Below are 26,638 nucleotides of genomic sequence, written 5' to 3' on the forward strand. Positions count from 1 at the left end.
AATTTTTTAACGCAGGTTGCGACACGTTTAGCCCCGTAAAATGATTAAGTATTATTGCGGATTGGTATTACAAACAACTGATACCGTTATTAAAGAAATAAGCTATGGTGCTTAGCAAAAGCCAGTTAGCGGTTTAATTAAATGGACACAATTACGGTGAGTATATTGTAGGTGGATAATAGAGTGGATTTTAAAAACAAAAAACCCAGCATAAGCTGGGTTTTTACATTTCTGAAAGAAAACTAAATTACTTGATTTTAGCTTCTTTGAAAATCACATGTTTACGAGCCTTAGGATCGAACTTTTTGATTTCCATTTTTTCAGGCATGTTACGCTTGTTCTTGTCGGTAGTGTAGAAAAAACCAGTACCAGCAGTTGAAACTAAACGGATCTTATCGCGCATAATTCAGTTCCTTAAACTTTTTCGCCACGAGCACGGATTTCTGTAAGAACCGTGTCAATGCCTTTTTTATCGATAATACGCATACCTTTAGTAGTAGTGCGTAATGTTACAAAACGTTTTTCACTTTCAACCCAAAAACGGTGTGTTTGTAGGTTAGGTAGGAAACGACGTTTAGTCGCGTTTCTCGCGTGTGAACGGTGGTTACCAACCGCTGGACGCTTACCTGTAACTTGACATACTTTAGACATGTCTATATATCTCCAATAACTTCGCTCGAGCTTAATTTTCCCTAAGGCCATGTATTTGTGCCCTAGAGATAAATCGAAGGGCGCTCTTTATACAGCTTTTACAGGCAAAGATCAAATACTGATCTTATCCAACCAGCTCATGTGTAAATTTGATAGCGGCTAATTATAAAGATCGAATGCCCTTAGGGAAAGTAAAAACTGCATTTAAATTAAACTAATTTGCCAAAACACAGTAAACCGCTCATTTTTAGCACATATCTGCGAGCGATAAACTTAAATAAGTCCCCGTTCGGCAAACGAAACACAATTTTCACCGCCAATAATAATATGATCCAATACATTTATGTCGACTAATTGCAGCGCTTGGCACAATTTATTGGTAATTAGCTTATCGGCCTGACTTGGCTCTGCAATACCGCTGGGATGATTATGTGAAAAAATAACCGTCGCTGCATTATTTTTTAAAGCCGCTTTAACAACTTCACGCGGATACACACTGGCGGCGTTAATCGTACCATAAAATAAAATTTCATCTTTTAATAAACGATTTTGGCTATCAAGATACAACACCATAAACACCTCCTGCTGCAGCCCTCGCATTTGCAAGGTTAAATAGTCGTATACAGCTTGAGGCGAGTTAAAAACCGCATCGCGAACAAAGCCTTCTTGCATATAACGCTGACTCAGCTCAAGTACCGCTTGTAGCTGTACATATTTAGCTGTTCCTAGCCCTTTTTGCGCACAAAACTCATCTATGCTGGCATTAAACAAATTATGCAGGGTTCTATTTTCATTGATCAGATGTTGTGCCAGCTCTATCGCATTCATACCCGGTAAGCCAGTACGTAAAAATATAGCCAGTAGCTCAGCATCAGAGAGTGCCTTAGCGCCTTTTGCTAGCAGCTTTTCTCGCGGTCTGAGTGAATTAGGGAGTGAGGTTAATTGCATCGTTCATCCTTGAAAACGGTCAGTACAATATAACTGTAATGCAAAATTAAAAATTAGCGCAATAAAACGCATTTTATCTTAGCTGTCAGGCCTAAGATTTGTTATTTTAGCCAGCATATCTTATAAAATTGATAAACAACCATGATTAATTTAACAAATAAAAAAATAGTGCTGGGTATTAGCGGCGGAATTGCAGCCTACAAATGTGCCGAACTTGTAAGACGTTTAAAAGACCATGGTTGTGACGTTAAAGTTGTAATGACTGAATCAGCAAAGCATTTTATTACCCCGTTAACGATGCAAGCTGTCAGTGGTGAAATGGTGTCTGACTCATTGCTAGACCCATCAGCAGAAGCTGCAATGGGACATATTGAATTTGCCAAATGGGCTGATCTAATTTTAGTTGCTCCTGCCACCAGCAATATTATTGCAAAAATGGCGGTAGGCATTGCTGATGATCTACTTACTACGTTATTACTCGCAACTCCTGCAAAAGTGGCTGTGGCACCAGCTATGAATCAGCAAATGTACGCGCACCCTGCTACGCAAGCTAATATAGCCACTTTAAAGGCTCGTGGCGTTGCTGTTTGGGGGCCTGGCAAAGGTGAGCAAGCCTGTGGCGATGTAGGTGCAGGACGAATGCTTGAACCGCATGAGTTAGTGAGTTTATGCATTGAACCTGCGCAACCACAACTCTTAGCGGGTAAAACCATTACTATTACCGCAGGCCCAACCCGAGAGCCTCTCGATCCGGTGCGTTTTATATCAAACCACAGCTCAGGAAAAATGGGCTATGCACTAGCACAAGCTGCTTTATCATTTGGCGCGCAAGTTAACTTAATTTCAGGCCCGGTAACCATTACCGCGCCGCAAGGGGTTAATTTAATTAATATAGAAAGTGCCGAGCAGCTATTGCAAGAGTCTCTCAATTACGCCCCTCAATCTGACGCCTTTATTGGTTGCGCTGCTGTAGCCGATTACCGTGCAGCAAATATCGCCACGCAAAAAATGAAAAAACAAGGCGATGAACTCACTCTTAGCTTAGTTAAGAACCCAGATGTTATAGCAGCGATAGCAAACCTTACACAAAGCCGCCCTTACACTGTCGGCTTTGCAGCAGAAACACAAAATGTTGCTAACTATGCTAAAGGGAAATTGACTAATAAAAACCTCGATATGATTTGCGCAAACGACGTATCGCAGAGTGATTTAGGCTTTAATTCAGAACGTAACGCACTTACTCTTTACTGGCAAAATGAACAACTCGATTTACCTGAGGCCAGCAAAACAGAAATAGCCATCAAAGTGATCGAACAGCTTGCCAAGCGATTATAAAAAGGCTGGAAACAAACTGAATAAAACATTAACATGATGACGCCTTGTGACCTTTTAGTGTAATTTTACTTCGCTAATATAGTTTAATGCTTGCGCAGTACCAGAGCTTCACGTAATACGTGAAAATACCGCCTTACTGGTTATTGCCCGCAGCAGCACTAGGCCGGTAGCTGTGTTATCGCACATTGATGTAGAAAAAATAACTATTAAAAAAGGAATGTTCATGCCTGCGACAAAAAAAAGTAATCGCAAAGAGCAAATACTGCAAGCACTCGCACAAATGTTAGAAACCAGCCCTGGCCAGCGTATTACAACTGCCAAACTTGCCGCAGAAGTTGGCGTATCTGAAGCCGCTCTTTATCGCCACTTTCCGAGCAAAGCGCGGATGTTTGAAGGATTAATTGAGTTTATTGAAGATACCCTGCTATCACGTATTAATCTTATTTTAGATAACGAAAAAGAAAGCAAAGCACGCGTATACAATACCTTATTACTGTTGCTAACGTTTGCTGAGAAAAACCCTGGCATTACTCGTATATTAACAGGCGACGCTCTACAAGGAGAACAAGAGCGACTTCGTGAGCGTGTACAGGGCTTATTTGAAAAACTAGAAACCCAATTTAAACAAATTCTTAGAGAGCGTAAGCTACGTGAAGGTAAAAACTTCCAAAGCGATGAGTTAACCCTAGCTAACTTTTTGCTTGCCTACGTTGAAGGTAAAATGAATCAGTTTGTGCGCAGTAATTTTAGTGCTCGCCCAAGTGAGCAATTTGAAAAACAATGGCCAGAACTTCAAAAAATTTGGTTATAAGGTTTTAGGTTTTAGGTAATCTTGCCAGCAAGGTTATTAAATTATTCTCCTATCATCAATTCCACATAAACTCTGTGTTCTTTTTATAAATTATATTTAAAAATTAATTTGAACACAGAGCAAAAAGTAAAAAATTGAAAACCACAATTAAACTTTTACTTCCCTAACTTTTTACCGATGCCAAACACCTCGCATCCCGTGGCCCGAAAATTTAACCTTTTACCATTCATTTTTCCCCTCTCATCTCTGCCTTGCTACCGCTTATCGTATCTACTCGAATTGTTATTAAAACTCGTTACAATAAAATAATGTTAAAAAACGAGAATCTATAATGAAAACACAACTCACTCTTATAGGCTGTGCACTTATTACCAGCTTAACGAGCGCCAGTGCCTTAGCAAATAAGCCATTAGAATTTAAAGATGTATTTGATTTTAAATCTGCAAAAGGCACACAGCTTTCTGAAAATGGTCAAATCCTCTCTTTAAGTGCAACTCCTTATCGTGGCAATGCCACTGGGCAAGTCTACTCGCTAAATAACAACAAGCTTATTGCTGAGGTAGAGCGAGGCACTCGCCCTACAATTAACAAAATGGCGAACTGGGTCGTATTCACCCAAGTGCCTACCCTACTTGAAAAAGAGACCACTAAGAAAAAAAGTGATTTAAAAAACAATCTAGTATTAGTGAATACCCAAACCGGTCAGCAACAACGCTTTAATGACGTAAAAGACTACGTACTCGCTAATAACGGCCAATGGCTTGCCTATCGTAAAAATGAGAGCACAGACGCGGATGATAAAAACTCCGATAACGATAGCGCTATCACAGCTGATAAAAAAGATAAAAGCTACCCGCTAGTTGTCGTCAACTTAAGCGATAAACGCACCCACACTCTTGAAAGTGCTTTCACCTATGATATTAGCGCCACCAGCGATCAATTATTAGTGAGCCAAAGCTATGTGGATGGTAATAATAATCAAATTACTTTATTTTCACTCAATGATTTTACCAGCACAGCATTAATTGACGAGCCTGGTGTGGTTGCCAACAAAATAGCTTGGCATCCAATCAATAAGAGTGTTGCATTTACTTTAGGTAACTATGTAAACGATGATAAGCGTCGCCGCCAATACGAATTAACGCTTTGGCAGAACGAAACGCTTACCACTGTGCAGTCACCTAACCCAGAATGGTTAATGGGTAAAACTGCGACATTAACGTGGGCAGAAGATGGTACACGCCTATACTTTGAAAACCGCCCAAAACTTGCTACAAAAGTTAAACAAAAGGAATATACCGATGAGTCGTCATTGTATGACTTTGAGGTTATTCGCGACCAAAAAGGGTTAAATGTATGGCACAACAACGATGCGCAAATTAAACCTCGCGAAGAGCAGCAGTGGCATAAAAACAATAAAAACAGACATTACACGGCGGTATACCATGTAAACTCGCAACAAGTTGTACAGTTAAGCACACCAAATATGCCAGAGCTGGCACTTAATACTGAACGCGCGGATTCATTATTAGGCTACTCAAATCTAGCCCATCTTGAAAAAATAATGTATGGCGGCTTTTTTGCTGACTACTTTGCGGTTGATATAAAAACGGGTAAACAAACACCTATTATTAACGACTATCCATTTAGACCTAGCCTTGCGCCTAATGGTCAGTTTGCTGCTTACTTTGATAACAACCAAGTACAGCTTAAAAACTTAGGCAATAACAAAGTGAGCGTACTCAGCAAAGCAATTAACGCCACCTTTGCCGATGACAAACACGATTACCCATCTAAGCAGCCTGGCTATGGCTTTGCTGGCTGGCTTAACGATAGCAGCGAAATACTGGTTTATAGTAAATATGATATTTGGTCGTTTAATGTAAATACCAAGCAAGCCAAACGCTTAACTAATGGTAAACAAAGTAATACTCAGTACAGAGTAATCAAGCTTGATAAAAACCAAGTGGGCTTTAACAGTAAGGATACGCTGCTGCTCTCTGCAATTAACTTACAAAGTAAGCAAAGTGAGGTGGCTAAACTTAATTTAACAACGCTTAACGTTACTAAAGTACTCACAGGTAATAAGCGTTTTGATGTAATTAAAAAAGCCAAAAATGCCGATAAATACTTATTTACTGAGCAAACCTATCAGCAATTTCCTGATATTTATCAAACAGACTTTAGCTTCAAACAAGCACAACAAGTCACTAACCTTAATCCTCAGGTAACTAATTTTGCTTGGGGAGAAAAGCCTGAACTTATTAGCTATAAAGGCTTTGATGGAGAAGATTTACAAGGGGTATTAATCAAACCTGCCGGCTATAAAAAAGGCGATAAAGTACCGGTTGTGGTGTACTTTTACCGCTATATGAGCCAGCGTATGTACGATTTCCCTAAAATGGAATTAAATCATCGCCCTAACTTTCCGATGTTTACATCAAATGGCTACGCCATCTTTTTACCTGATATTCGCTTTGAAATAGGTCATCCAGGTAAGTCTTCAACTCAAACCATGATCAACGCCACTCAAAAGCTGATTGATTTAGGCATTGCCGATGCTAATAAAATAGGGTTACAAGGCCATTCATGGGCGGGTTATCAAAGCGCGTTTATGATCACTGAAACTGATATGTTTAAAGCTGTAGTTTCGGGTGCGCCAGTGTCTAACATGACCAGCGCCTACAGTGGCATTCGCTTAAAGTCAGGGCTTGCTCGTCAATTTCAATATGAAACAGGGCAAAGTCGCATTGGTAAAAACTTATTTGAAGCCCCTGAGCTTTATATTGAGAACTCGCCAGTCTTTTTTGCGGATAAAGTAAATACCCCGATTCTGATTATGTTTGGTGATAAAGATGATGCTGTGCCATGGCATGAAGGCGTGCAATATTACTTAGCACTGCGCCGTGCGGGTAAAGATGCTACATTTTTACAATATGAAGGTGAACCGCATCACTTAAAGCAATTCCCTAATCAGGTAGATTTCTCAGTACGTATGATGCAGTACTTTGATCATTACTTAAAAGGCAAGCCAGCCGCTAAGTGGATGAACGAAGGTGAAGCGTTTATCGAAGAGTAACTAATAAACCGGCGCTATTTGGCGTCGGTTTAACATTTAAAACCAGTAATTAAAGACTATGTAAAGTTTTAAATAAATACTAAATCACTATTAAAACTGACTTTTATATTCAGTTCGCGTATTCTAATCTCCTGATTTAAATAACCTCTATAACGAAATGAGCAACGCCACTCCCCCATTTTCAATCTCAGCCAGCATGACTCACAGCATTGCAAATATTAGTGAAGCTTTAGGTAAAATCAGTGCCTTATATTCGCCAGCAACTATTGAGCACTATAAGCAACAAAAACTCACCTCTATACAAATGAAAAACTCTGAATTTCAATTTACAGTATCTGACCTATCAAGCCCAGATAGCTTATTAGCTCTGCATCGCAGCTTAATGAAAGATCAAAGTGAAAAGTCAGGCCGTTATAGGGAGCAAGGTCTAGCGTTAAAAAATGGCTTACAAATGGCACCACAGGCAATTCGAGTGCCACAAATGGTAGAAGAATTATTTGCGTGGTTTAATACAACTAACCACCACCCTCTAATCAGTAGTGCAGTATGCCATTATGAATTACAGTTTATTCAACCGGTTGCACAGGGTAATACTGAGTTAGCGTGTGTGTGGCAAACCCAACAATTATCACAATGGCATACGCTGTTTTCATTGCTAAACATTCATAACTTAATAGCGGCAACACGCCAACGATACTTTGAAAGCATTAACCTAAGTACCAAAACCGGTGACTCATCCGTGTTTATTGAGTACATGTTAGAGACATTACTTTCAGCATTAGATATTTTAGAAAGTGATTTAAAATCAATAACAAAAAGCCAAACCCCACAACAACTCCCTCAAGTTAAAAACACTATACACTTAGACATACAAGCCCCCCAAGTCATCGCTTTAATAAATGTATTTAACCAAAGCGAAAAACCATTAAACCGACAAGAGCTACAAAACCAGCTAGGGTTAAAAGATCGAAAACATTTTAGAGAGCGCTATTTAAAACCTGCAATTGATGCAGGCATAATCGAAATGACTATTCCCGAAAAACCGAATAGTAAAATGCAGCAATATAGACTTAAAAGTTAGAAATAAAAAATGCCACTTAAGAGCTTAAGTGGCAGGTTTAATAAGCCGCGCTGAGCGACTTTTTACGCGTATTGCCCAGCGGCAAATCCACAGCTCCACGCGTATTGGAAATTATAGCCTCCTAGCCAACCCGTTACATCGGTCACTTCACCAATAAAGTATAAACCTTTGGCTTTTTTAGCCTCAAATGTTTTTGAGCTTAGCTCATCGGTATCTACACCACCTAAAGTCACTTCTGCGGTTCTGTAACCTTCGGTACCATTTGGCTTAATTTGCCACGCATGAATATAGTCAGCGAGTGCATCTATTTGGCCATGCGTTAGCTGGTTAATATTGCAATCAGGAATAGCTTTACTGTCATGGAGTATTTCAACAAAACGCTTAGGTAGGATAATGGCAAGGCTATTTTTTAACGATTTTTGCGCTTGCGTTTCTCGCCAATCAGCTAGCTGTTGCTTTAAATCGAGTTCAGGTAATAAATTGATCGTCACCGCCTGACCTGCTCGCCAAAATGAGCTTATTTGTAATATGGCAGGCCCGGATAAGCCGCGGTGAGTAAATAAAATATTCTCTTTAAATACAGTGCCATCTTCGCTTGCAACTTCACAAGGAATACTAATACCAGAAAGCCCTTCAAAACGCTCTTTATCGTGCTGATGTAAGGTAAAGGGAACTAAAGCGGCCATCGTCGGCAATACCTTTAAACCAAATTGCTCTGCAATTTTATAACCTATTGGCGTCGCGCCAAGTTTAGGCATAGTTAAACCGCCAGATGCGACAACTAACGACTCACAGGTCAGTGTTTCTTGCTCAGTTGTGACACTGTAGCCTGTTGCTGTTTTAGCTACATTTAACACTTCGCTGCGCAGTTTAATTGTAACACCCGCCCACTCACACTCTGTTAGTAAAATATCAACAATGTCTTGTGCGCTATTGTCACAAAATAATTGTCCCAATGTTTTATGGTGATACGCCAAACCATGTCGGTCTACAAGCTCTACAAAGTCATGCTGGGTATAACGACTTAAGCACGACTTTACAAAATGGGGATTAGTGCATAAATAGTTATTAGGGCTCGCATTTTCGTTAGTAAAGTTACAACGCCCGCCGCCACTAATTAAAATTTTACGTCCTGGCTTTTTACCCATATCAAGCACTGTAACACTTCGGCCGCGATATCCTGCTTGTGCTGCACACATTAAACCTGCAGCTCCGGCACCGATCACTATCACATCAAGGTGAGTCATTTGGTCATCTCTTAAAAACTTTGGTGAATTATAACAAAGTTTCGGTAACAACAAGATAGCTGTTATATTGTTTTTAATTTATCAATAAAGATTAAACAATGATAAAAAGCATCAAATAAACCTAATACATTAGGATCATCAACATAATAAAAACAAATACAAAACGACTGAAAGCTTACTGAATCCACGGTTATAACTAAATGAAATAGGTACATACGTATTTAATATTTCAAAATAGTTAACAGATCATTTACCTTTGTACCCGCTTTGTGGCTTTCCACAAATAATAATAAAACTAAGGGTAATTATGACTTCTAATGATTCATTTAAAAAATGCGCTGTTGCGCTAACAATAAGTACACTATTTGCAGCCAGCTCAAGCATGGCAAATCCAGCACAAGCAATCTCACCTTCTATGGCTGAAACCTCAGCTAAAATGCAAAATCAAGGTGGGTTTGAAACTCAGTTCATTATCAAATATAAAAATAATAGCGATATGATGAACGTATCAACAGCTGAAGCATCGCCTGCAATGATGAACAAAAAAGCGCAAAGCTTTGTAAAAAACTTCACCTCAAAAAAAGGTAAAGTTAAAGCTAAATATATCCGCGCAATGGCATTGAATGATCATCACGTAATGCGTGCCGACAAAAAGCTCAATGCTGAAGAAGCACAACAGTTTATGCAAGAAATGGTCAATTCAGGCAATGTTGAATACATTGAAGTCGATCAAATGTTAAAGCCATTTGCAACACCAAACGACCCTCGTTATGGCGACCAATGGCATTACTATGAGCAAGCCGGTGGCCTAAATCTACCAACAGCATGGGATACTGCTACAGGTAGCGGCGTGGTTGTAGCTGTTCTTGATACTGGTTACCGTCCGCACGCTGATTTAAACGCCAATATTTTACCTGGCTACGATATGATCTCTAATCTATCAGTCGCTAATGATGGCAATGGCCGTGATAACGATGCTCGCGATCCAGGGGATGCTGTTGCAGCCGGAGAATGTGGTAACAACGGTGCACAAGGTTCTAGCTGGCACGGTACTCACGTAGCAGGAACTGTTGCTGCGGTAACTAATAACGGTGAAGGTGTTGCTGGTGTTGCTTACGACGCGAAAGTAGTGCCTGTACGTGTGTTAGGTAAATGTGGCGGTTTAACCTCTGATATTGCTGATGGCATTATTTGGGCTTCAGGTGGAAATGTGTCGGGTACATCAGCAAATGCTAACCCTGCTGATGTTATAAACATGAGCTTAGGTGGTGCAGGTGCATGTAGCTCAACGACTCAAAATGCTATTAATACAGCACGCAATAACGGTACTGTTGTTGTTATTGCCGCAGGTAACGATAACGATAATTCTGCAAACTACAACCCAGGTAACTGTAGTGGTGTTGTTAACGTTGCATCAGTTGGCCGTAATGGTGGCCGCGCATATTACTCAAATTATGGTAGTAATATTGATGTAGCAGCCCCAGGTGGCGCGCAAAGCTTTGCAAATGATTCTGAGGGTGTTTTATCTACTTACAACTCAGGTTCAACAACACCATCAAGCGACAGCTATGGTTTTTCGCAAGGTACATCAATGGCTGCACCTCATGTTGCGGGTGTTGCTGCATTGATCAAACAAGCTAAACCAAATGCGACTCCTGATGAAATTGAAAACATCTTAAAAACAACCACTCGCTCATTCTCTGCAACATGTACTAGCTGTGGCACAGGTATTGTGGATGCTGCAGCCGCTGTTGCCGCAGCATCAGGTGGCACACCACCGCCAACATCAGGTGATAATGAGCTTGTTGATGGACAAGTGAAAACGGGATTAAGTGGTGCAGCAAGTGCACAAGACTTTTACACTATGACAGTCCCAAGCGGTGCCACTAATGTTACTTTCACTATGAGCGGTGGTACAGGTGATGCTGACTTGTATGTACGTGCTGGTAGCAAACCAACTACCTCTACATACGACTGTCGCCCATATAACGAGGGTAACAGTGAAGAGTGCTCTATTGATAATCCAACGGCAGGTACTTACCATATAATGTTAAATGGTTATTCAGCCTACACAGGTGTTAGCCTAGTCGGTAACATTACAGGTGGCTCAGACTCAGGTACACCTCAAGCAGGTGGTGGCACAGTGTCTGATGTTACTGCAAATGCAGGCCAGTGGAAACATTACACGCTAGATGTGCCAGCAGGCATGGCAAACTTTACTGTAACAACGTCAGGCGGCACCGGTGATGCAGATTTATTTGTAAAATTTGGCAGTCAACCAACTAACTCAAGCTATGATTGTCGTCCATTTAAAACCGGTAATGCTGAAACCTGTACATTTAGTAATCCTCAAGCGGGAACATGGCATCTAAGCGTAAATGCGTATCAAACCTTCTCTGGTTTAACGCTAAGCGGTCAATACCAGCCATAAACTACTTTCTCCTTAGATAAAAAAAGCCGATACATATGTATCGGCTTTTATTTAATACTTAAAACAGCTTAGTTATAGCTTGGCTAAAACGGCTTCAGCACTACTTATTACAAATTCTTTTTCTTGTTCTACAAGTAATTCGCTAACAACACCATTATCTACAACCATAGCGTAGCGCTTAGAACGCAAACCACCAAAGCCAGCGGTATCTTTTTCAAGCCCTAAGGCACGAGTAAAACTGGCATCGCCGTCTGCAAGCATATCTATATGTTCTGCATTTTGTGACTCGCCCCATGCTTTCATAACAAATGCATCATTTACCGATACACAATAAATAGCGTTAAGACCCTTAGCCTTAAATTTATCAGCTAGCGCGATATAACCAGGCAAATGAGCATTGGAACAAGTAGGCGTAAAAGCACCAGGCACCGCAAATAGCACAACTTTTCTATCTGCGAATAATTCATTATTAGTGAGCGTTTGCATACCCTCATCACTAAGCTGAGATAAACTTACTGCAGGTATTGTTTGACCTTGCTCTATCATATTAATTCCTTAGGGTAATTACATAGTCTTTTAGCATACAGATTAATATTTAATTCGTCTTCGATTAATCGCTGTTGTTATCTAAACCTAGACCTTCTTTAATAGATGTCATTTGCAACTCTAACTGCGAGCCTATATCAGCAACTAATTCACTCGACTCACTTACTTGGCTTTTCATATCATGCATCGATAGAGTAAAGCCTTGGAGCAACTCATTTTGTTGTTTAGCCAGCTCCATTGCATCAATCGCAACTTTATTAGCCTGCTGCGCATTACCTGCAACTCCTTCAGAGTTTGCTTTAAGCTCTTGAGCATTTGCGGTTTGTAATTGTGCATCCTCAGTTAGTGCATTGATTTGTTTATAAACCACTTGAGAGTTTTCACTTAGTAGCGCCAATTGATCATTAATTTCTTTTAACGAACCTTGGGTTTGCATTGCTAATTGCCTTACCTCATCGGCAACTACGGCAAAACCTCGACCTTGCTCACCGGCTCTTGCTGATTCTATCGCAGCATTGAGCGCGAGTAAGTTTGTTTGCTCAGCGATGGTGCGTATAACCGTAATAATATTACTCACTCCTTGCACCCCACTCAGTAATTCCTGAACACTATGCATCCCCTGCTCAATACGTTGCTGTGTATCAGAACTGGCATTAAGCATACTTTTAGCAAAACCAACACTTTGCTGCATTGCCTCATAAGTACTTTGGGCATTTTCAGCAGCCTGAGCGTTAATATGATTAACCTGCTCACCCAGTTGCTGAATATTAAGAAGCAGTTCTTCATTGTGATTTACCTGCTGATAACTCGCATTACTTTTTTGCCCAATAGTATGTAAATGCTCACTCATTTGCTGCATAAACTGGCTGACTACATTGAGCATATTCGCTCTTTCTTGCGCTTCTAAACGCTGGCGCTCAATTAACTGATTAAAATACTGCGCTATTTCTCCTACCTCTGTTTTAGGATTATTCACTGTAATATTTTTTAACTCATTACTTTCTATTAAAAATGCAAACCCATCTCGCAGTTGTCGTAAAGGCTGTAAAACCTGTCCGCGCTGTACCCAATAGACACTAAAAGCTAATATTACTAATCCGCCTATTGCTATTCCAAACACCCAAAGCACTTGTCGTTTCACGTTATCTTGCTGTGCTTTTAATGTTTGCTCTGCCTCAATCACTGTTTTTGATACTAAACTAATTTGTTCACGTAACTCATTCGTTCCAGAATCACGTTGCTTTGATTGCGATAAAGTACTGCTTAAATCGCGCAAATAACGTTTAGGCCAACTCACCAACTCCGCTTTTATTTCAGCTGCCAAATCTTCCGGTTCCTCATCTACAAATAAAGCAAACTCATCAACCTCAATCATTACCCCTAAGTTCGGTAATTGCTCAATATTTATAGCTAGTAAATTTAGGGTTTTTATACTTTGTTGCAGGTTTTTCTCTACCTCAGGTTGGTAATCATTGATCAGCTGGTAAGTCGATAAAGATAAATTAACCACTTCACTGTAATAATCACTCGCTAATTTATAATAATTAAGAGCGTTACTGGTTTGCATTGGTGCTTTTTGCGCATAATTAATGAGTGAAGAGGCTGAGCCGGCCATTTGTCTAAGCGCGTTATCTAACAGCGCAGTTTCATTGCCAGATAGTTTTCCAAGCGCTCTGTATTTACCATTAATATCTGTATTTAATGAAGTTAATTGTGCAGCTAAACGAATTTCTAATTCAGGAGGCAGCACTGTTAACTGTTGCGCTTTAAGCTGCTCAATCAAGGTCGATGATTGTTTTAGGTATTGGCTATTACCTTGTACTAAATAACTTTCCAAATGATCGGCAAGCTCGACCATTATGCTATTTTTTAATTGGCTATATGCGCTATCTTGTTGCTGAAGTTTAAGTAATGTATGGCTTGCCCATAACAAGGTAGCGGCTAAAAGGATACTTGCTAACGTTAATAAAATGGCTAGTAAACGGGTAAAAAATGATACACGCATAAATATATCTCAAAACTGACATACACATAGAGTATTGAGTTTTTATGACATTTTTATGTAATAAGAGTAATAAGGATAAATACTCAGGGGGGAACTAGACTTAAAGGTAGTTAAACAGGGTGTAAAATGACAATTTATCTAAGTAAAAAAAACCGCGTTTAAACGCGGTTTTTTTTATTAATTAAGCTTTTATTTAAAGGCCTGCGCGATCTTTAATAATAGGGATTAAAGGTGATCCAGCATGATTTGCCTCAGCCCAAGCAATATCGGCACCATCTTCAAGTGAGCTCTTTGATAAGTTTTTAACAATGTACTCGCCTGTATCAACTGCATTACTTGCAACAGCGTGACGCAATAAGTTATTACCATTACAGAAAACTGCATCATAGATATTACGAACTTTCACACGTGAACTTTTTAATTTGCTACGCAGACGGTTTTTATCATCACCAGCAATGTATTCACAGACTGAAACAGCTAACTGATCATTAGCGCTTGCAGGCGCAGTATAAGCAAACGAACCCGCTGCAATAGCAGCAATTACAACTAGCTTCGGTAATTTAATCATTGATTGGACACCCTATATTAATACTTTTTTCGTACTCGACTGTTTAATATTGTACCAACACGCTCAGATTTTGGCAATAATGTTAAGAGATTTTATTCAAAGTTACGAACTTATAACTATATTTATTTTTATCATCAGGAGCCATCAACATTTCATCTTCAATTTGCCAACTTGCAACATTTTGGTAATCAGGAAACTGTGTATCCCCTTCTACATCTAAGTCAATAAAGGTTAAATACAACCGATGTGCTTGCCCTAAGAACTGCTGGTAAATGTTTCCACCGCCAATAATCATAACCTCTGCAACATCATTAACAAGCTCAAGTGCAGCCTCAGGCGTGGTTACTGTTTCAATTCCCGCTGCTTTATATTCAGTGTTGCGAGTAATAATAATATTGCGACGCCCAGGCAGCGGCCTACCTATCGACTCAAATGTTTTACGCCCCATAATAACGGGCTTACCAGAGGTTACTTTTTTAAAGTGCTGAAGATCGCCAGGTAAGTGCCATGGCATTTTATTATCTAAACCAATGACACGGTTGTTTGCCATTGCTGCAATCATTGAAATTATCACACTAAACACCTAATTCTTTATTATTAAAAAATAAAAAAGGAGCGTTAGCTCCTTTTAAACATATACAATTATCATTAACGCTCGTAGACAACTTCTACGTCGTAATCATCTTCATCCCAATCATCCCAGTCATCATCATCGCCTTTAGTGGCTTTTTGATGGTAGGTATCCCATTTAAATTCAACCTCTTCGTCTGCAACTTCAACAAACTTTTCTTTAGGCATGTTATCAAGTAGCGTCATGATGTCGTGAATTAATGGCTGAGTATTCAATTTATTAATTGCAGCAATACTATAAATATTTTCAGACTCACCTAACTCTTCTGCAATTTGCTCACATAAGGCCTTGGCTTCATCTTCTGGCAATAAGTCAATTTTATTAAATACTAACCAGCGAGGCTTTTCAGCAAGCTTAGGGCTGTACTGATGTAGCTCGTTAATGATTGCAAAAGCATTATCAACAGGATTTGAACCATCAACTGGCATAACATCAATAATGTGCAATAACACACGACAGCGTTCTAAATGCTTTAAGAAACGAATACCTAAGCCTGCACCATCCGATGCACCTTCAATCAAGCCAGGAATATCGGCAATGACAAATGATTTATTTGCTTCAGGACGAACAACACCTAAGTTAGGGATAAGCGTAGTAAATGGATAATCTGCTACTTTAGGTTTTGCAGCCGATACGCTGCGAATAAAGGTCGATTTACCGGCATTTGGTAAACCCAGTAAACCTACATCAGCGAGCAGCATTAGCTCTAACTTAAGGTTACGTACTTCACCAGGTGTTCCGAGTGTTTTTTGACGTGGGGCACGATTGGTACTTGATTTAAAACGCGCATTCCCCAAGCCATGGAAACCGCCTTTTGCAACCACAATTCGTTGACCATCTTGGGTTAAATCCCCTAATGATTCTTGTGTATCAACATCAATGATACGTGTGCCTACCGGTACTTTTACAATCAGATCTTCACCTTTTTTACCAGTACAATTACGGCTTTGACCGTTAGTACCGCGTTCTGCTCTATGAAAACGCTCGAATTGATAGTCAATAAGGGTATTTAAGTTTTCATCAGCTTGTAGATAAACACTACCACCGTCTCCACCGTCACCGCCATCAGGTCCACCATCTGGAACATATTTCTCACGACGAAAAGACACGATGCCGCTGCCACCGTCACCAGCTTCTGCGCGAATTTCTACTTCATCTACAAACTTCATGATTACTCACTTTAGGGATTGGCTTGTTAATAACTCTATTATATACCTAAGTGGCCTATAGAGCACACTGAGCATAAAAACACTTGGGTATATATTTAGAGCTGCTTAAAACAAAAAACCCCGCAAAGGCGGGGTTTTTTAACTACCTTACTGATTACTCAGCTACGATAGTTACGTATTTACGGTTTAAAGGACCTTTTTGTTCAAACTGAACTTTACCATCTGCTTTTGCGAAGATAGTGTGGTCTTTACCGATACCTACGTTTGCGCCTGGGTGGAAACGAGTTCCACGCTGACGAACAATGATGCTACCCGCTAGAACTGATTCGCCACCAAAACGCTTAACACCTAGGCGTTTGCTTTCTGAATCGCGACCGTTACGAGTACTACCAGCTGCTTTTTTATGTGCCATTTCTAAGTACCTCTAATTAAGCGCTAATGCCAGTGATTTTAACTTCTGTGAACCATTGACGATGGCCCATTTGCTTACGAGAATGCTTACGGCGTCTAAATTTAACAACCTTAATCTTCTCACCGCGACCGTGTGAAACAACCTCAGCTGTTACTTTACCACCGTTTACGAACGGTACACCAATCTCGATCTTCTCACCATCAGCAACTAAAAGTACTGAATCAAATTCAACTGCTGCACCAGTTTCAACGTCTAATTTCTCAAGACGAATTGTTTGACCTTCAGTCACACGGTGCTGTTTACCACCACTTTGGAAAACCGCGTACATAATTAACTCCGTCTGTGCGCCCTCAAATCGACGCAACTAAAATATTCTTCAATAGGGCGCGAAGTTTACGCTAATGCGAAAAAACTAGCAAGCCTCTTTTTGTAATTAAATGAATAAAAAGTAGCTGCATTGAGAGCAATTCAATATTTCCCTTATTTTATATTAAAATCCCCCTTTGCCAAGCGCTTTTTAACGGTTAGAGAAAATAAATTAGCAATCGCAAAGCAAGCCCACGTAGTTCAATTAACCGTCAAGGATGATTCAAATTTAAACCGCGCTGTTTAATCATTTATTCACCAAGTTAATAGGTCATTTAACCTACTTAAGGGTGTTTTTTTAAGGAATCATCACAAAATATCGAGCTAATGCGTTTTTTGTTGTACAATCTGCGCCGTTCACACATTAAAATTGGCTCGGAGATCAATGGATATAAAAGCTATCCAGGCGTTAATCGAAAGCGATATGAATGACGTCAATCAACTAATACATGCGCAAATGTGCTCAGATGTGGCGTTAGTTAATCAACTTGGTTTGTATATTGTTAACAGCGGTGGCAAACGTGTTCGCCCCATGTTGGCTATTTTGGCGGCTAAAGCGCTAGGTTACCAAGGTAAAGATCACATTACGCTAGCAACAATTATTGAATTTATTCATACCGCAACGCTTTTACATGACGATGTAGTAGATGAATCTAACTTGCGCCGTGGCACACCCACAGCAAATGCCGAGTTTGGTAATGCCGCCAGTGTTCTCGTGGGAGACTTTATTTATACTCGCTCGTTTCAGCTAATGGTAGGCCTTGGTAAAATGCAGATAATGCAAGTATTAGCCGATGCAACCAATATTATTGCTGAAGGCGAAGTGCTGCAATTAATGAACTGTAATGACCCAGATACTACTGAAGCCAGTTATATGCAGGTTATTTACTCTAAAACCGCCAAGTTATTTGAAGCTGCAACCGGGCTAGCTGCTATTATTACTGAGCAAGATGACAGTGTATTAAACGCACTTAATTTGTATGGTATGCATTTAGGCACTGCTTTTCAGTTAGTGGATGATGTTTTAGATTACAACGCTGATGCCGACCAACTTGGTAAAAACATTGGCGATGATTTAGCTGAAGGTAAGCCGACGTTACCTCTTATATATGCAATGCAACACGGTAGTGAGCATCAAACACAGTTAATAAGAGACGCTATTGAGCACTGTAATGGTATGGAGCATCTAGATGAGATACTCGCTGCACTTAAACATACCAATGCCCTTGAGTTCACTATGCAAAAAGCAGAGCAAGAAGCTAATAAAGCAATTGCCTGTTTAGATTGCTTAGCTGAATCAAGTTACAAGCAAGCGTTAATTAGCTTAGCTAGAATAGCGGTTGACCGCGACCACTAAGTTATACTGTGTAGATAATTCCGAGCAATAAAAAAGCCTGCAAGTGCAGGCTTTTTTATGGGTTAATTTTGGCTATTACGCCATAAAATCAACACCTTCTTTAATGTCTTTTTTCAGAGTTTCAAGCATGTCATTTTTTGCTTGCTCTTCAAATGCGCTTAGGGTGCCGTAAGAAAGAATTTCTTCTACGCCATTTTTACCTAAACGTACTGGATGTGCGAAGTACTCTGCATCGCCATTTTCAACAGCAACGTATGCATAATCTACAACGTCTTCACCTTGTAAGCCTTTAACTAAAGACATACAAAAACGTGCAGCAGCAGCACCCATTGATAATGTTGCAGAACCACCACCCGCTTTAGCATTAACTACTTCAGTACCCGCGTTTTGGATACGTGGAGTCAGTGCCGCCACTTCTTCATCAGTGAAAGTAACACCTTCAACTTGAGAAAGTAACGGTAGGATAGTTGTGCCTGAGTGACCACCAATTACTGGAACTTTAACGCTTGCTACGTCAACACCTTTAAGCTCAGCAATGAACGCTTCAGAACGGATCACATCGAGTGTTGTAATACCGAATACACGTTTAGCATCATAAGTACCTGCTTTTTTAAATACTTCAGCAACAATTGGTACAGTGCCGTTAACTGGGTTAGTAATAATACCCACAAGCGCTTTAGGACAGTTAGCAACAATGCCTTCTGCTAGTGTTTTGATGATACCAGCGTTAACATTAAATAAATCAGCACGATCCATACCTGGCTTACGTGGCATACCCGCTGGGATAAGAACGATATCACAACCTGTTAATGCTTTATCTAAATCGTCAGCACCAAAACCTGCAACTTTAACATCTGTTGGGATGTGAGAAAGGTCAACAGCAACACCAGGAACTACTGGCGCAACATCATATAGTGATAATTCAGAGCCAGCTGGTAAACCTGTTTTTAATAATAAAGACAACGCTTGACCGATACCGCCTGCAGCACCTAATACAGCAACTTTCATTGGAATTCTCCGTGATTTGAGGTAGGAAATATTTGTGGTTCATAAGATAAAGAAATTAACGACTAAAAACAAATTTATCCTGCTTATTTTAGCTATATTTTCGACCATAGTTGTAAACTTTGCTGTTTAAACGCAGCAAAATGGCAACTTAAGCAAACAACTGCTGCATAATTATGCATTTTTGTGTAGAATTTGCAGTATCTATTACATAACTAATTAGACACTATGCAACCACAAGATAAACAAGAAGCATTGGTTAAAGCCTTTAAAGCACTTTTAAAAGAAGAAAACTTTGGCTCACAAGGCGAAATAGTTGATGCGTTAAAAGAACAAGGCTTTGATAATATTAGCCAAAGTAAAGTGTCGCGAATGTTAAGTAAGTTTGGCGCGGTACGCACCCGTAATGCAAAACAAGAAATGGTATATTGTTTACCCGCTGAAATGGGGGTACCAACCGCTAAGAGCCCGTTGCGCCAGCTCGTTATTGATATTATGCATAACGAAATGATGATTATTATTCGCACCAGTCCTGGAGCGGCTCAACTCATTGCGCGTTTACTTGACTCATTAGGCAAAGCTGATGGCGTATTAGGCACTATTGCCGGCGATGATACTATTTTTATAGCACCAGCTAAAATCTCAGAAATAGACCTCACACTAGAGCGTGTTCGTATTTTATTTGATACGGTTTAATCACTAACGCTGTAATAAAGACGGCTATGAATAATACATAGCCGTTTTGTAATTGTTATAACTGCTTTAAAAATCGTACTGAGGGGGCAAAAAATGCAGAGCCCATATCCGCCTGAGTAAAATCAAGCCAGTGATCATAATTCTCTCCCTGCCCTAGTCGGCTAGTTAGCACTTTTTCGAATGCATCCCCTTTAGCAGAGCAAGTGATCACTAACATACCTTGCTCATACACATCGCCATAAGGCATGCTTTGGTTAAGTAACAGTGCCTGACCTTGTTCGTCTTTTAATTCACTTCGGGTTGCATGGCTGCTCTCAAGTGCGGGGCTGAGCAAGGTATTATCAAGGCGTGTACGACCCATTATTTGCTCTTGTTCATGTAATGACAAATGCTGCCACAGGCTCAAGTCATGTTTATAGCGCTGCACATGAATGTAACTACCTTGATCTTCAAAACTATCAGGTTTGTTTACTAACGCCGTTACGCGTTTTTGACGGCCATGTGGGGTATCGCCCGCATAAATAAAACCATTAAAATCACGACCATCTAAAAAACGGAAATTACGAACTTGCTCTACCAGCTCAACATCAGGGGTGAATAGTTTGAGTATTTGTAGTGCAAACAAGTGGTTCACGTCTTCTCTGTCTGAGCGGATTTGCACAAACAAATCACATGGCCTTGCACTCATAACAAACTCGCTATGGGTAATATTAGGAAAGCTTTGCAGCTCGCTTGGCATGAAATCAGGTAAGATATGCGGCCAATATTGCGCACCAATTGCCACCATGCAAGAAAGCATAGATTCAGAAAACTGATCACTAAACTCATCTTCAATATCGCTCACTTGTTTAAGCTTAGCGCGAAGTGATTCGTCGTGACCATCAAGTACATTAAAAAATAAGTGCAAACCGTGTAAGTTTGCTTCAGCACAAATCCCTGATTGCGCTTGCGCCATTGTTATTCCTTACTTTTTAGAGCAAAACACAGTGATTAATTACGATTTAAAAAAATTCACCGTGTGCGGTTTTATTTTTATTATAACCTGTTCATTAATTTCAAATGACTGGCCATACTGAGCTGCAACTTCTATTTCTTGTTCAGCAATAACGACAGTATATACATAAGCAGAGCCAATAAAGCGACTGCTTAGAATTGTAACGCACTCACACTGCAGTTCGTTATTGTTACTACTGGCAAGCTCAAGCTGGTGTGGACGCACATAAATAACCCCCTTTTCAGCCACTACGTGTTGCTGTGGCAGTATTGATTTAACCACACCAAACTGCGTTTCATATTCAGTGGCTGTTAATGCAGCTGCGCTTAAGTATATGCCCTGACCCAGAAATTCTGCAACCTCCTTTGAACTTGGTTTAGCAAAAAGCTGCTCTGGCGTGCCTTGCTGCGCAATTTTACCTTGGTGCATAACAGCAAGTGTATCTGAAAATGCAAACGCCTCTTCTTTTGAGTGAGTAACAAATACTGCCGACACTTGTTGAGCTTTAATAATACGTCTTATATCAGCGATTAACTCAAATCGGACTTGGGTATCAATATTAGAAAACGGCTCATCTAACAATAGTAAGCTGGGTTTATAAGCTAATGCACGCGCAATCGCTACCCGTTGCTGTTGACCACCAGAGAGTTGATGTGGGTATCTATCGGCACAACCAATCAAGTGCACAAGTTTTAACATTTCATCCACGCGAGCCTGTTTATCCGTTTTGCTCATACCGCCTAGACCAAAGCCAATATTATTCGCCACCGTTAAATGTGGGAATAATGCGTAGTCTTGAAACATCATGCCAATATTACGATGCTCTGGTGACACAAACGTATTGGCGTCACTGACTAACTTACCATCAATAAATACCTGTCCTTGTTTGGCTTCAATTAACCCTGCAATGGCTTTAAGCGTGGTGGTTTTGCCGCAGCCACTGGCACCGAGTAAACACACTATTTCGTCTTTACCTAAGGTTAAGTCTAAATCATCTACAACCTTAGTCCCGTTATATGCATAGCTCACACCTTGTAAAATCAAACTACTCATTTAACTACGTTGCTCCATTGAACGATTAATAAAATATAACGGAATAAAACCTACCACCACTATAAATAAAGCTGATATGGAGGCCAGCTCTAATTGTTCATCGCTAACATATTGAAACACGTGCGTAGCTAAACTTTCAAAATCAAAAGGCCTTAGCAGTAAGGCTGCGGGCAGCTCTTTCATACACTCAATAAATACCAATAAACCAGCGGTTAATAAGCCTCGGCGTAATAAAGGCAAATGCACTAGGCGTAATGTGTGGCCTTGGCTTTTCCCCATTGACTGACTTGCCATATCAAGCGAGGGGCTAATGCGTGAAAAGCTCGACTCTATAGCACCATGAGCAACTGCGTAAAAACGCACAATATAAGCAAAGATAATCGTTAGTAAACTACCAGTAAGTAATAAACCAATATCTAAGTTATAAGGAGTCAGAATGCGGTTAATAGTATTTTCTAATAGGGTGAGTGGCAACAATACAGCAATAGCTAATACTGTCCCAGGGAGTGCATACCCGGTACTTGCTAAGCGCCCAGGTATAAGTGGGTTTGCTTGTTTTGCAATGCGCTGATAAAACACCACTAAAACACTCAAAACAATAGTCACTACACTCACTACTGCGGCCACTTTCAAACTTTGCCATGCATAGCTAAAAAATTCACTACTCCACGCTTGATCAAAATACGTGATTGCATACTTGAGCAAAACAACCATGGGAATAATAAATGAGATTATTAAAATAAGGCTACAAAACCCCGTTGCTAACCATGCAGACTTACCTTTAAGAATATAAAGTGCCTCACTGTTCACACTTGACTGACGCTCAAATACAGCTTGGTTACGACGGCTAAAACGCTCGGTGATCAATGCTAAGAATAGCAGTAACAACATCACCCCTGAAATTTTTGCTGCTGCAGTTAAGGAGTAATAACCAAACCAAGTATCGTATACTGCGGTGGTTAATGTACTGACTGCAAAGTAGCTAACGGTAGCAAAATCAGCCATAGTTTCCATACTGATCAAAGCAAGCGCAGCAACAATAGCACCACGAGAAAGCACCAGGCTTACTTTAAAAAAGCTTTTCCATGCACTTAATCCCATTAATTGGCTTGCTTGGACTAACTTAAAGGACTGTTCACGTAGTGCAGTTTTAAAAATTAAATATAAATACGGGTAGAGTACCAGCGCAATCATGATGATAGCCCCTGGCAAAGTGCGTATATCAAAAAACCAGTAATCACTGGGTGATTGCCAACCAAACCAGTCTCTTAGTGTTATTTGTACCGGACCCGCGTAGTCGAGTAAATCGGTGTACACATAAGCAATAATATAGGTAGGCATGGCAAGCGGCAGCATCAATGCCCATTCAAACTGTTGTTTGCCAGGAAAACGGCAATAAGCGGTGAGCCAACCCAGTGGTAACGCAATAAGACAGCTAAGTAACCCTACACCTAAAACCAGTAATACGGTATTACTTATATAGTCCCACAGCACGGTATTCCACAGGTGGGTAAATACCTCTGAGTCGCCTTGTAAAGATTCTACTAGCAGAAAAAACAACGGGGTCGACAGTAATAAACCCGTCGACCACGCAATAAGCTGCCACTTCGACAGCTGAAATTTATAAGTCATTAAAGATCGAACTTCACCTCATCAATTAGCTTAAGGGCTAATGGACGATATTTGCTAATTTCATCAAGCGGTAAGCTGTCTTCCTTAAAGCTTCCCCATGATGCAACCAAACTTGAAAGCTTAACACCTGGCTTGACCGGGTACTCCATATTGAGCGAGGCATACATATTTTGCGCCTTATTGTCGGTCATATACTCTATAAGTTTCAAGGCATTTTCAGGGTTTTTAGCATACTTAGTAATTACCGCACCCGATACGTTAATATGCGAACCACGGTTAGTTTGGTTTGGAAAATTAATATTAACCGCATCTGCCCACGGTTTTTGCGCTTCATCTTGCAACATTTTACCTAAGTAGTAACTGTTACCTAAAGCTAAATTACATAAACCTTCTTTAACGGCTTTAACTTGCGCACGGTCATTTCCCTGTGGCTTACGCGCTAAATTCGCTTTTACACCTTCCAGCCATGTTTTAGTCTGGACTTCACCATGATGAGCAATCATAGAAGCCACTAACCCTAAATTATAAGGGTGTTTACCAGAGCGAGTACAAATTTGACCTTTATAATCAGGTTCGGCTAAATCTTCATAACTCAGCTCAGGTAATGGACCTAAACGCTCTTTTGAAGAGTAAACATTTCGCACTCGCTTAGTGAGCGCCACCCACTGACCATCGCCATCACGAAATGCAGCCGGCACATTCTTATTAACCTTCTCGCTATCAATAGTTTGCGTTAGCTTTAGCTCTTCTAATTGAATTAACGCACTAAAGTTAGACGTTAAAACTAAATCTGCTTTGCTGTGCTTGCCTTCACGCTTAACACGCTCGATTAGGCCTTTTTTAGCAAACACAACATTAGTTTTAATACCTGTTTGCTGTGTAAAATCATCTAAAATAGGTTTAATTAAAAAAGGTTGTCTAAATGAGTAAATATTCACAACATCGGTTGCAACTGCAGGCGCTGAGATAATTAGTCCAACGACAAGCGCGAGTGTTTTTTTCATATTTTCTTACCTGACTAATAATTATTATCATTAATTTTACCGCGATGAACTAAAAAGTGCACACTTTATATAATTACTTAGTGATAAATACGCCCAAAAAAGAAAACCCCTGTAAGATATCTCTTACGCTTATGACAGCAAATGAGTAAAAACACCCTACACAACACCCTAAAAACAAACTAAGCCATTGTATTTTAAGTTATTTAAATATATTTCATTTGTAAGAACATAAACCATAAGCGGTTTTATCCTACATTTACTGCAAATCACTCTCTATAATTAACCCATAAATAAGCAACGACGCTTACCGAGTAAATGGAAACGGATTAACTACTCGAATACCAAGGTTTGGTTTTTAGGATAATAGGGATTTAAGGACAGGCTCAGGATGAGTATCGCAATGGATTGTTGCACAAGGGATAGCATCAGGATGATGCATAATGGATAACAACAGCGGAATAGTTGTTTATAAAGGATAGGGAACAAAAAGGACAGGCCTTAAAGGCAACACAACGGAATGGTAACAAAGGGAATGCACTCGGATGTGCAATAAGGATTGGTAATAGATTTTACCTTACAGGATGTTTTAGGGATTTATGGAGACAGGCCCGGATAGCCTATATTACATAGAACTAGAAAGTAATATTGTAATAACACGGATCGTAAAAATTGGAGTTGATTAGGTTCAATTGCAGGATGCAACAAAGTTAGAAGATTCCGCAAGCGCGACTAGAGATGGTTCGCGCTTTTCTTTTGCCTGAAAGTCAGTGGTCAGCCAAATTATATATGTTTAGGCTATACTCAAGCGTCAAATTCAGCTTTTTCGTATTAATACCCTGCACTTTATTCCGGCCTGCCTTTGTTACGCTTACCAAGTAAATAAGCGTCGCGAAACTTAATAAAATGCTGTTCTAATTTAGTGCTCGCATCAACTTCACCAGCCAATGCTAATACCATAATAGCCACTTCTGCCGTACCTAACTGATGAGCATGAGGCGCTACACGTAATCGGTAATCAGAGAGTTTTTCTGAGGTAATAGACAGCACAGGTAAGTTATCTAAATAAGGACTCTTACGAATCATTTTTTTAGCTTCTCGCCATGTACCATCTAAAAATATAAACAATGGCTGTTTACCTGCATGCGTTTCAACCTGGGTTACCACCCTATCAGTTTCAACATCTTCAGCCGGAAAAATCACAAAAGGCTGATATTTATCATTATTCAACAATGCTAATAAAGCAGGATCTGGGGAGGTTCTATCCCAACGAAACGCATAATTATCAGGGACTATTTCAGCAATTAAACGCCCTGTATTAGACGGTTTAAAACTTTCATTGTGGTACATCAGTAAACATACCGCAGCGTTGCAGCTTGCGTACTCAGCGCCCTCACAAATACAGTAATGCTTGGCAATTAAGCATTGATCACAACGATCCATTTTTCCACCACGGGCATTAAACTCACGTCGAGATTCACTTATTTGCTGGGCACGTAATGCTAAAACTGAATTTTTTAAACTCTGGGTCACTGTGGGTATTTACCTATAAATTGATGGCTGCGCATTGTAGCTAAAATAAAAGAAAATAGATATCTGCGGGCTACGGGCTACGGGCTA

The 26,638-nt window shown here is 40.1% G+C and carries 24 protein-coding genes; 7 read left to right on the forward strand and 17 right to left on the reverse strand.

Going from position 1 to position 26,638, the window contains the following annotated elements:
* Positions 1-247: 247 nt before the first annotated feature.
* The 3 genes from rpmG to radC form a co-directional block, all read right to left on the reverse strand.
* Positions 248-403, reverse strand: a complete 156-nt coding sequence (gene rpmG, locus CWB75_RS00195; protein WP_004587947.1) for a 50S ribosomal protein L33 — start codon at positions 401-403, stop codon at positions 248-250.
* An 11-nt stretch (positions 404-414) separates the two neighbouring features.
* Positions 415-651, reverse strand: a complete 237-nt coding sequence (gene rpmB / locus CWB75_RS00200) for a 50S ribosomal protein L28 (protein ID WP_008464111.1) — start codon at positions 649-651, stop codon at positions 415-417.
* Positions 652-924: 273 nt separating this feature from the next.
* The gene (radC, locus tag CWB75_RS00205) at positions 925-1,599 is read right to left on the reverse strand and encodes a RadC family protein (protein WP_138569557.1); all 675 of its coding nucleotides are present in this window, start codon (positions 1,597-1,599) and stop codon (positions 925-927) included.
* Positions 1,600-1,740: 141 nt separating this feature from the next.
* On the opposite strand from radC, the gene coaBC reads away from it, so the two are divergent.
* The 4 genes from coaBC to CWB75_RS00225 all read left to right on the forward strand — a co-directional run bounded on the left by coaBC (position 1,741) and on the right by CWB75_RS00225 (position 7,905).
* Positions 1,741-2,934 carry a bifunctional phosphopantothenoylcysteine decarboxylase/phosphopantothenate--cysteine ligase CoaBC gene (gene coaBC, locus CWB75_RS00210; protein ID WP_138569558.1) on the forward strand — a complete coding sequence of 398 codons (1,194 nt, stop codon included), beginning with the start codon at positions 1,741-1,743 and terminating at the stop codon, positions 2,932-2,934.
* Positions 2,935-3,157: 223 nt separating this feature from the next.
* Positions 3,158-3,745, forward strand: coding sequence for a nucleoid occlusion factor SlmA (gene slmA, locus CWB75_RS00215; protein ID WP_008113236.1), 588 nt, complete (start codon positions 3,158-3,160; stop codon positions 3,743-3,745).
* 331 nt (positions 3,746-4,076) lie between these two features.
* The gene (locus CWB75_RS00220; protein ID WP_138569559.1) at positions 4,077-6,824 is read left to right on the forward strand and encodes a S9 family peptidase; all 2,748 of its coding nucleotides are present in this window, start codon (positions 4,077-4,079) and stop codon (positions 6,822-6,824) included.
* Between the two features lie 157 nt (positions 6,825-6,981).
* Positions 6,982-7,905, forward strand: coding sequence for a Fic family protein (locus CWB75_RS00225; RefSeq protein WP_138569560.1), 924 nt, complete (start codon positions 6,982-6,984; stop codon positions 7,903-7,905).
* 62 nt (positions 7,906-7,967) lie between these two features.
* Here CWB75_RS00225 and CWB75_RS00230 read toward each other — a convergent pair whose 3' ends face one another.
* Positions 7,968-9,152 carry a BaiN/RdsA family NAD(P)/FAD-dependent oxidoreductase gene (locus tag CWB75_RS00230; RefSeq protein ID WP_138569561.1) on the reverse strand — a complete coding sequence of 395 codons (1,185 nt, stop codon included), beginning with the start codon at positions 9,150-9,152 and terminating at the stop codon, positions 7,968-7,970.
* A 307-nt stretch (positions 9,153-9,459) separates the two neighbouring features.
* On the opposite strand from CWB75_RS00230, the gene CWB75_RS00235 reads away from it, so the two are divergent.
* A complete protein-coding gene (locus CWB75_RS00235; protein ID WP_138569562.1) occupies positions 9,460-11,583 on the forward strand; it encodes a S8 family peptidase in 2,124 nt (707 codons plus the stop codon).
* A gap of 72 nt (positions 11,584-11,655) precedes the next feature.
* Here CWB75_RS00235 and CWB75_RS00240 read toward each other — a convergent pair whose 3' ends face one another.
* From CWB75_RS00240 to rplU, 7 genes are all read right to left on the reverse strand, one after another.
* A complete protein-coding gene (locus tag CWB75_RS00240; RefSeq protein WP_138569563.1) occupies positions 11,656-12,129 on the reverse strand; it encodes a peroxiredoxin in 474 nt (157 codons plus the stop codon).
* A gap of 64 nt (positions 12,130-12,193) precedes the next feature.
* On the reverse strand, positions 12,194-14,134 hold the full coding sequence (locus tag CWB75_RS00245) for a methyl-accepting chemotaxis protein (protein ID WP_138569564.1): 1,941 nt from the start codon (positions 14,132-14,134) through the stop codon (positions 12,194-12,196).
* A gap of 193 nt (positions 14,135-14,327) precedes the next feature.
* The gene (locus CWB75_RS00250) at positions 14,328-14,702 is read right to left on the reverse strand and encodes a DUF3718 domain-containing protein (protein WP_010391650.1); all 375 of its coding nucleotides are present in this window, start codon (positions 14,700-14,702) and stop codon (positions 14,328-14,330) included.
* A gap of 82 nt (positions 14,703-14,784) precedes the next feature.
* Positions 14,785-15,276 carry a type 3 dihydrofolate reductase gene (folA, locus tag CWB75_RS00255; protein WP_171036849.1) on the reverse strand — a complete coding sequence of 164 codons (492 nt, stop codon included), beginning with the start codon at positions 15,274-15,276 and terminating at the stop codon, positions 14,785-14,787.
* 74 nt (positions 15,277-15,350) lie between these two features.
* Positions 15,351-16,502: an Obg family GTPase CgtA gene (cgtA, locus tag CWB75_RS00260; protein WP_055012496.1), complete on the reverse strand. Its 1,152-nt coding sequence runs from the start codon at positions 16,500-16,502 to the stop codon at positions 15,351-15,353.
* Positions 16,503-16,656: 154 nt separating this feature from the next.
* The gene (gene rpmA, locus CWB75_RS00265) at positions 16,657-16,914 is read right to left on the reverse strand and encodes a 50S ribosomal protein L27 (protein WP_008114963.1); all 258 of its coding nucleotides are present in this window, start codon (positions 16,912-16,914) and stop codon (positions 16,657-16,659) included.
* A gap of 16 nt (positions 16,915-16,930) precedes the next feature.
* Positions 16,931-17,242 carry a 50S ribosomal protein L21 gene (gene rplU, locus CWB75_RS00270; RefSeq protein ID WP_004587921.1) on the reverse strand — a complete coding sequence of 104 codons (312 nt, stop codon included), beginning with the start codon at positions 17,240-17,242 and terminating at the stop codon, positions 16,931-16,933.
* Between the two features lie 423 nt (positions 17,243-17,665).
* On the opposite strand from rplU, the gene ispB reads away from it, so the two are divergent.
* Positions 17,666-18,637: an octaprenyl diphosphate synthase gene (ispB, locus tag CWB75_RS00275; RefSeq protein WP_138569565.1), complete on the forward strand. Its 972-nt coding sequence runs from the start codon at positions 17,666-17,668 to the stop codon at positions 18,635-18,637.
* 75 nt (positions 18,638-18,712) lie between these two features.
* On the opposite strand, the gene mdh is transcribed toward ispB, so the two are convergent.
* Positions 18,713-19,645, reverse strand: a complete 933-nt coding sequence (mdh, locus tag CWB75_RS00280) for a malate dehydrogenase (RefSeq protein ID WP_008466462.1) — start codon at positions 19,643-19,645, stop codon at positions 18,713-18,715.
* A gap of 225 nt (positions 19,646-19,870) precedes the next feature.
* Between mdh and argR the strand changes: the two genes are divergently transcribed.
* On the forward strand, positions 19,871-20,338 hold the full coding sequence (argR, locus tag CWB75_RS00285) for a transcriptional regulator ArgR (protein ID WP_008466460.1): 468 nt from the start codon (positions 19,871-19,873) through the stop codon (positions 20,336-20,338).
* Positions 20,339-20,393: 55 nt separating this feature from the next.
* On the opposite strand, the gene CWB75_RS00290 is transcribed toward argR, so the two are convergent.
* From CWB75_RS00290 to CWB75_RS00310, 5 genes are all read right to left on the reverse strand, one after another.
* Positions 20,394-21,293 carry a Dyp-type peroxidase gene (locus tag CWB75_RS00290; RefSeq protein WP_054201945.1) on the reverse strand — a complete coding sequence of 300 codons (900 nt, stop codon included), beginning with the start codon at positions 21,291-21,293 and terminating at the stop codon, positions 20,394-20,396.
* A 39-nt stretch (positions 21,294-21,332) separates the two neighbouring features.
* On the reverse strand, positions 21,333-22,385 hold the full coding sequence (locus tag CWB75_RS00295; RefSeq protein WP_138569566.1) for an ABC transporter ATP-binding protein: 1,053 nt from the start codon (positions 22,383-22,385) through the stop codon (positions 21,333-21,335).
* Positions 22,386-24,017, reverse strand: coding sequence for an ABC transporter permease (locus CWB75_RS00300; protein WP_138569567.1), 1,632 nt, complete (start codon positions 24,015-24,017; stop codon positions 22,386-22,388).
* Positions 24,017-25,021: a Fe(3+) ABC transporter substrate-binding protein gene (locus tag CWB75_RS00305; RefSeq protein WP_138569568.1), complete on the reverse strand. Its 1,005-nt coding sequence runs from the start codon at positions 25,019-25,021 to the stop codon at positions 24,017-24,019. The genes CWB75_RS00300 and CWB75_RS00305 overlap by 1 nt, the downstream gene beginning before the upstream one ends.
* A gap of 843 nt (positions 25,022-25,864) precedes the next feature.
* Positions 25,865-26,551, reverse strand: coding sequence for a tRNA-uridine aminocarboxypropyltransferase (locus CWB75_RS00310; RefSeq protein WP_138569569.1), 687 nt, complete (start codon positions 26,549-26,551; stop codon positions 25,865-25,867).
* Positions 26,552-26,638 lie beyond the last annotated feature (87 nt).

The organism is Pseudoalteromonas sp. S1608 (genome assembly GCF_005887265.1).
GTDB classification, from domain to species: domain Bacteria; phylum Pseudomonadota; class Gammaproteobacteria; order Enterobacterales; family Alteromonadaceae; genus Pseudoalteromonas; species Pseudoalteromonas undina.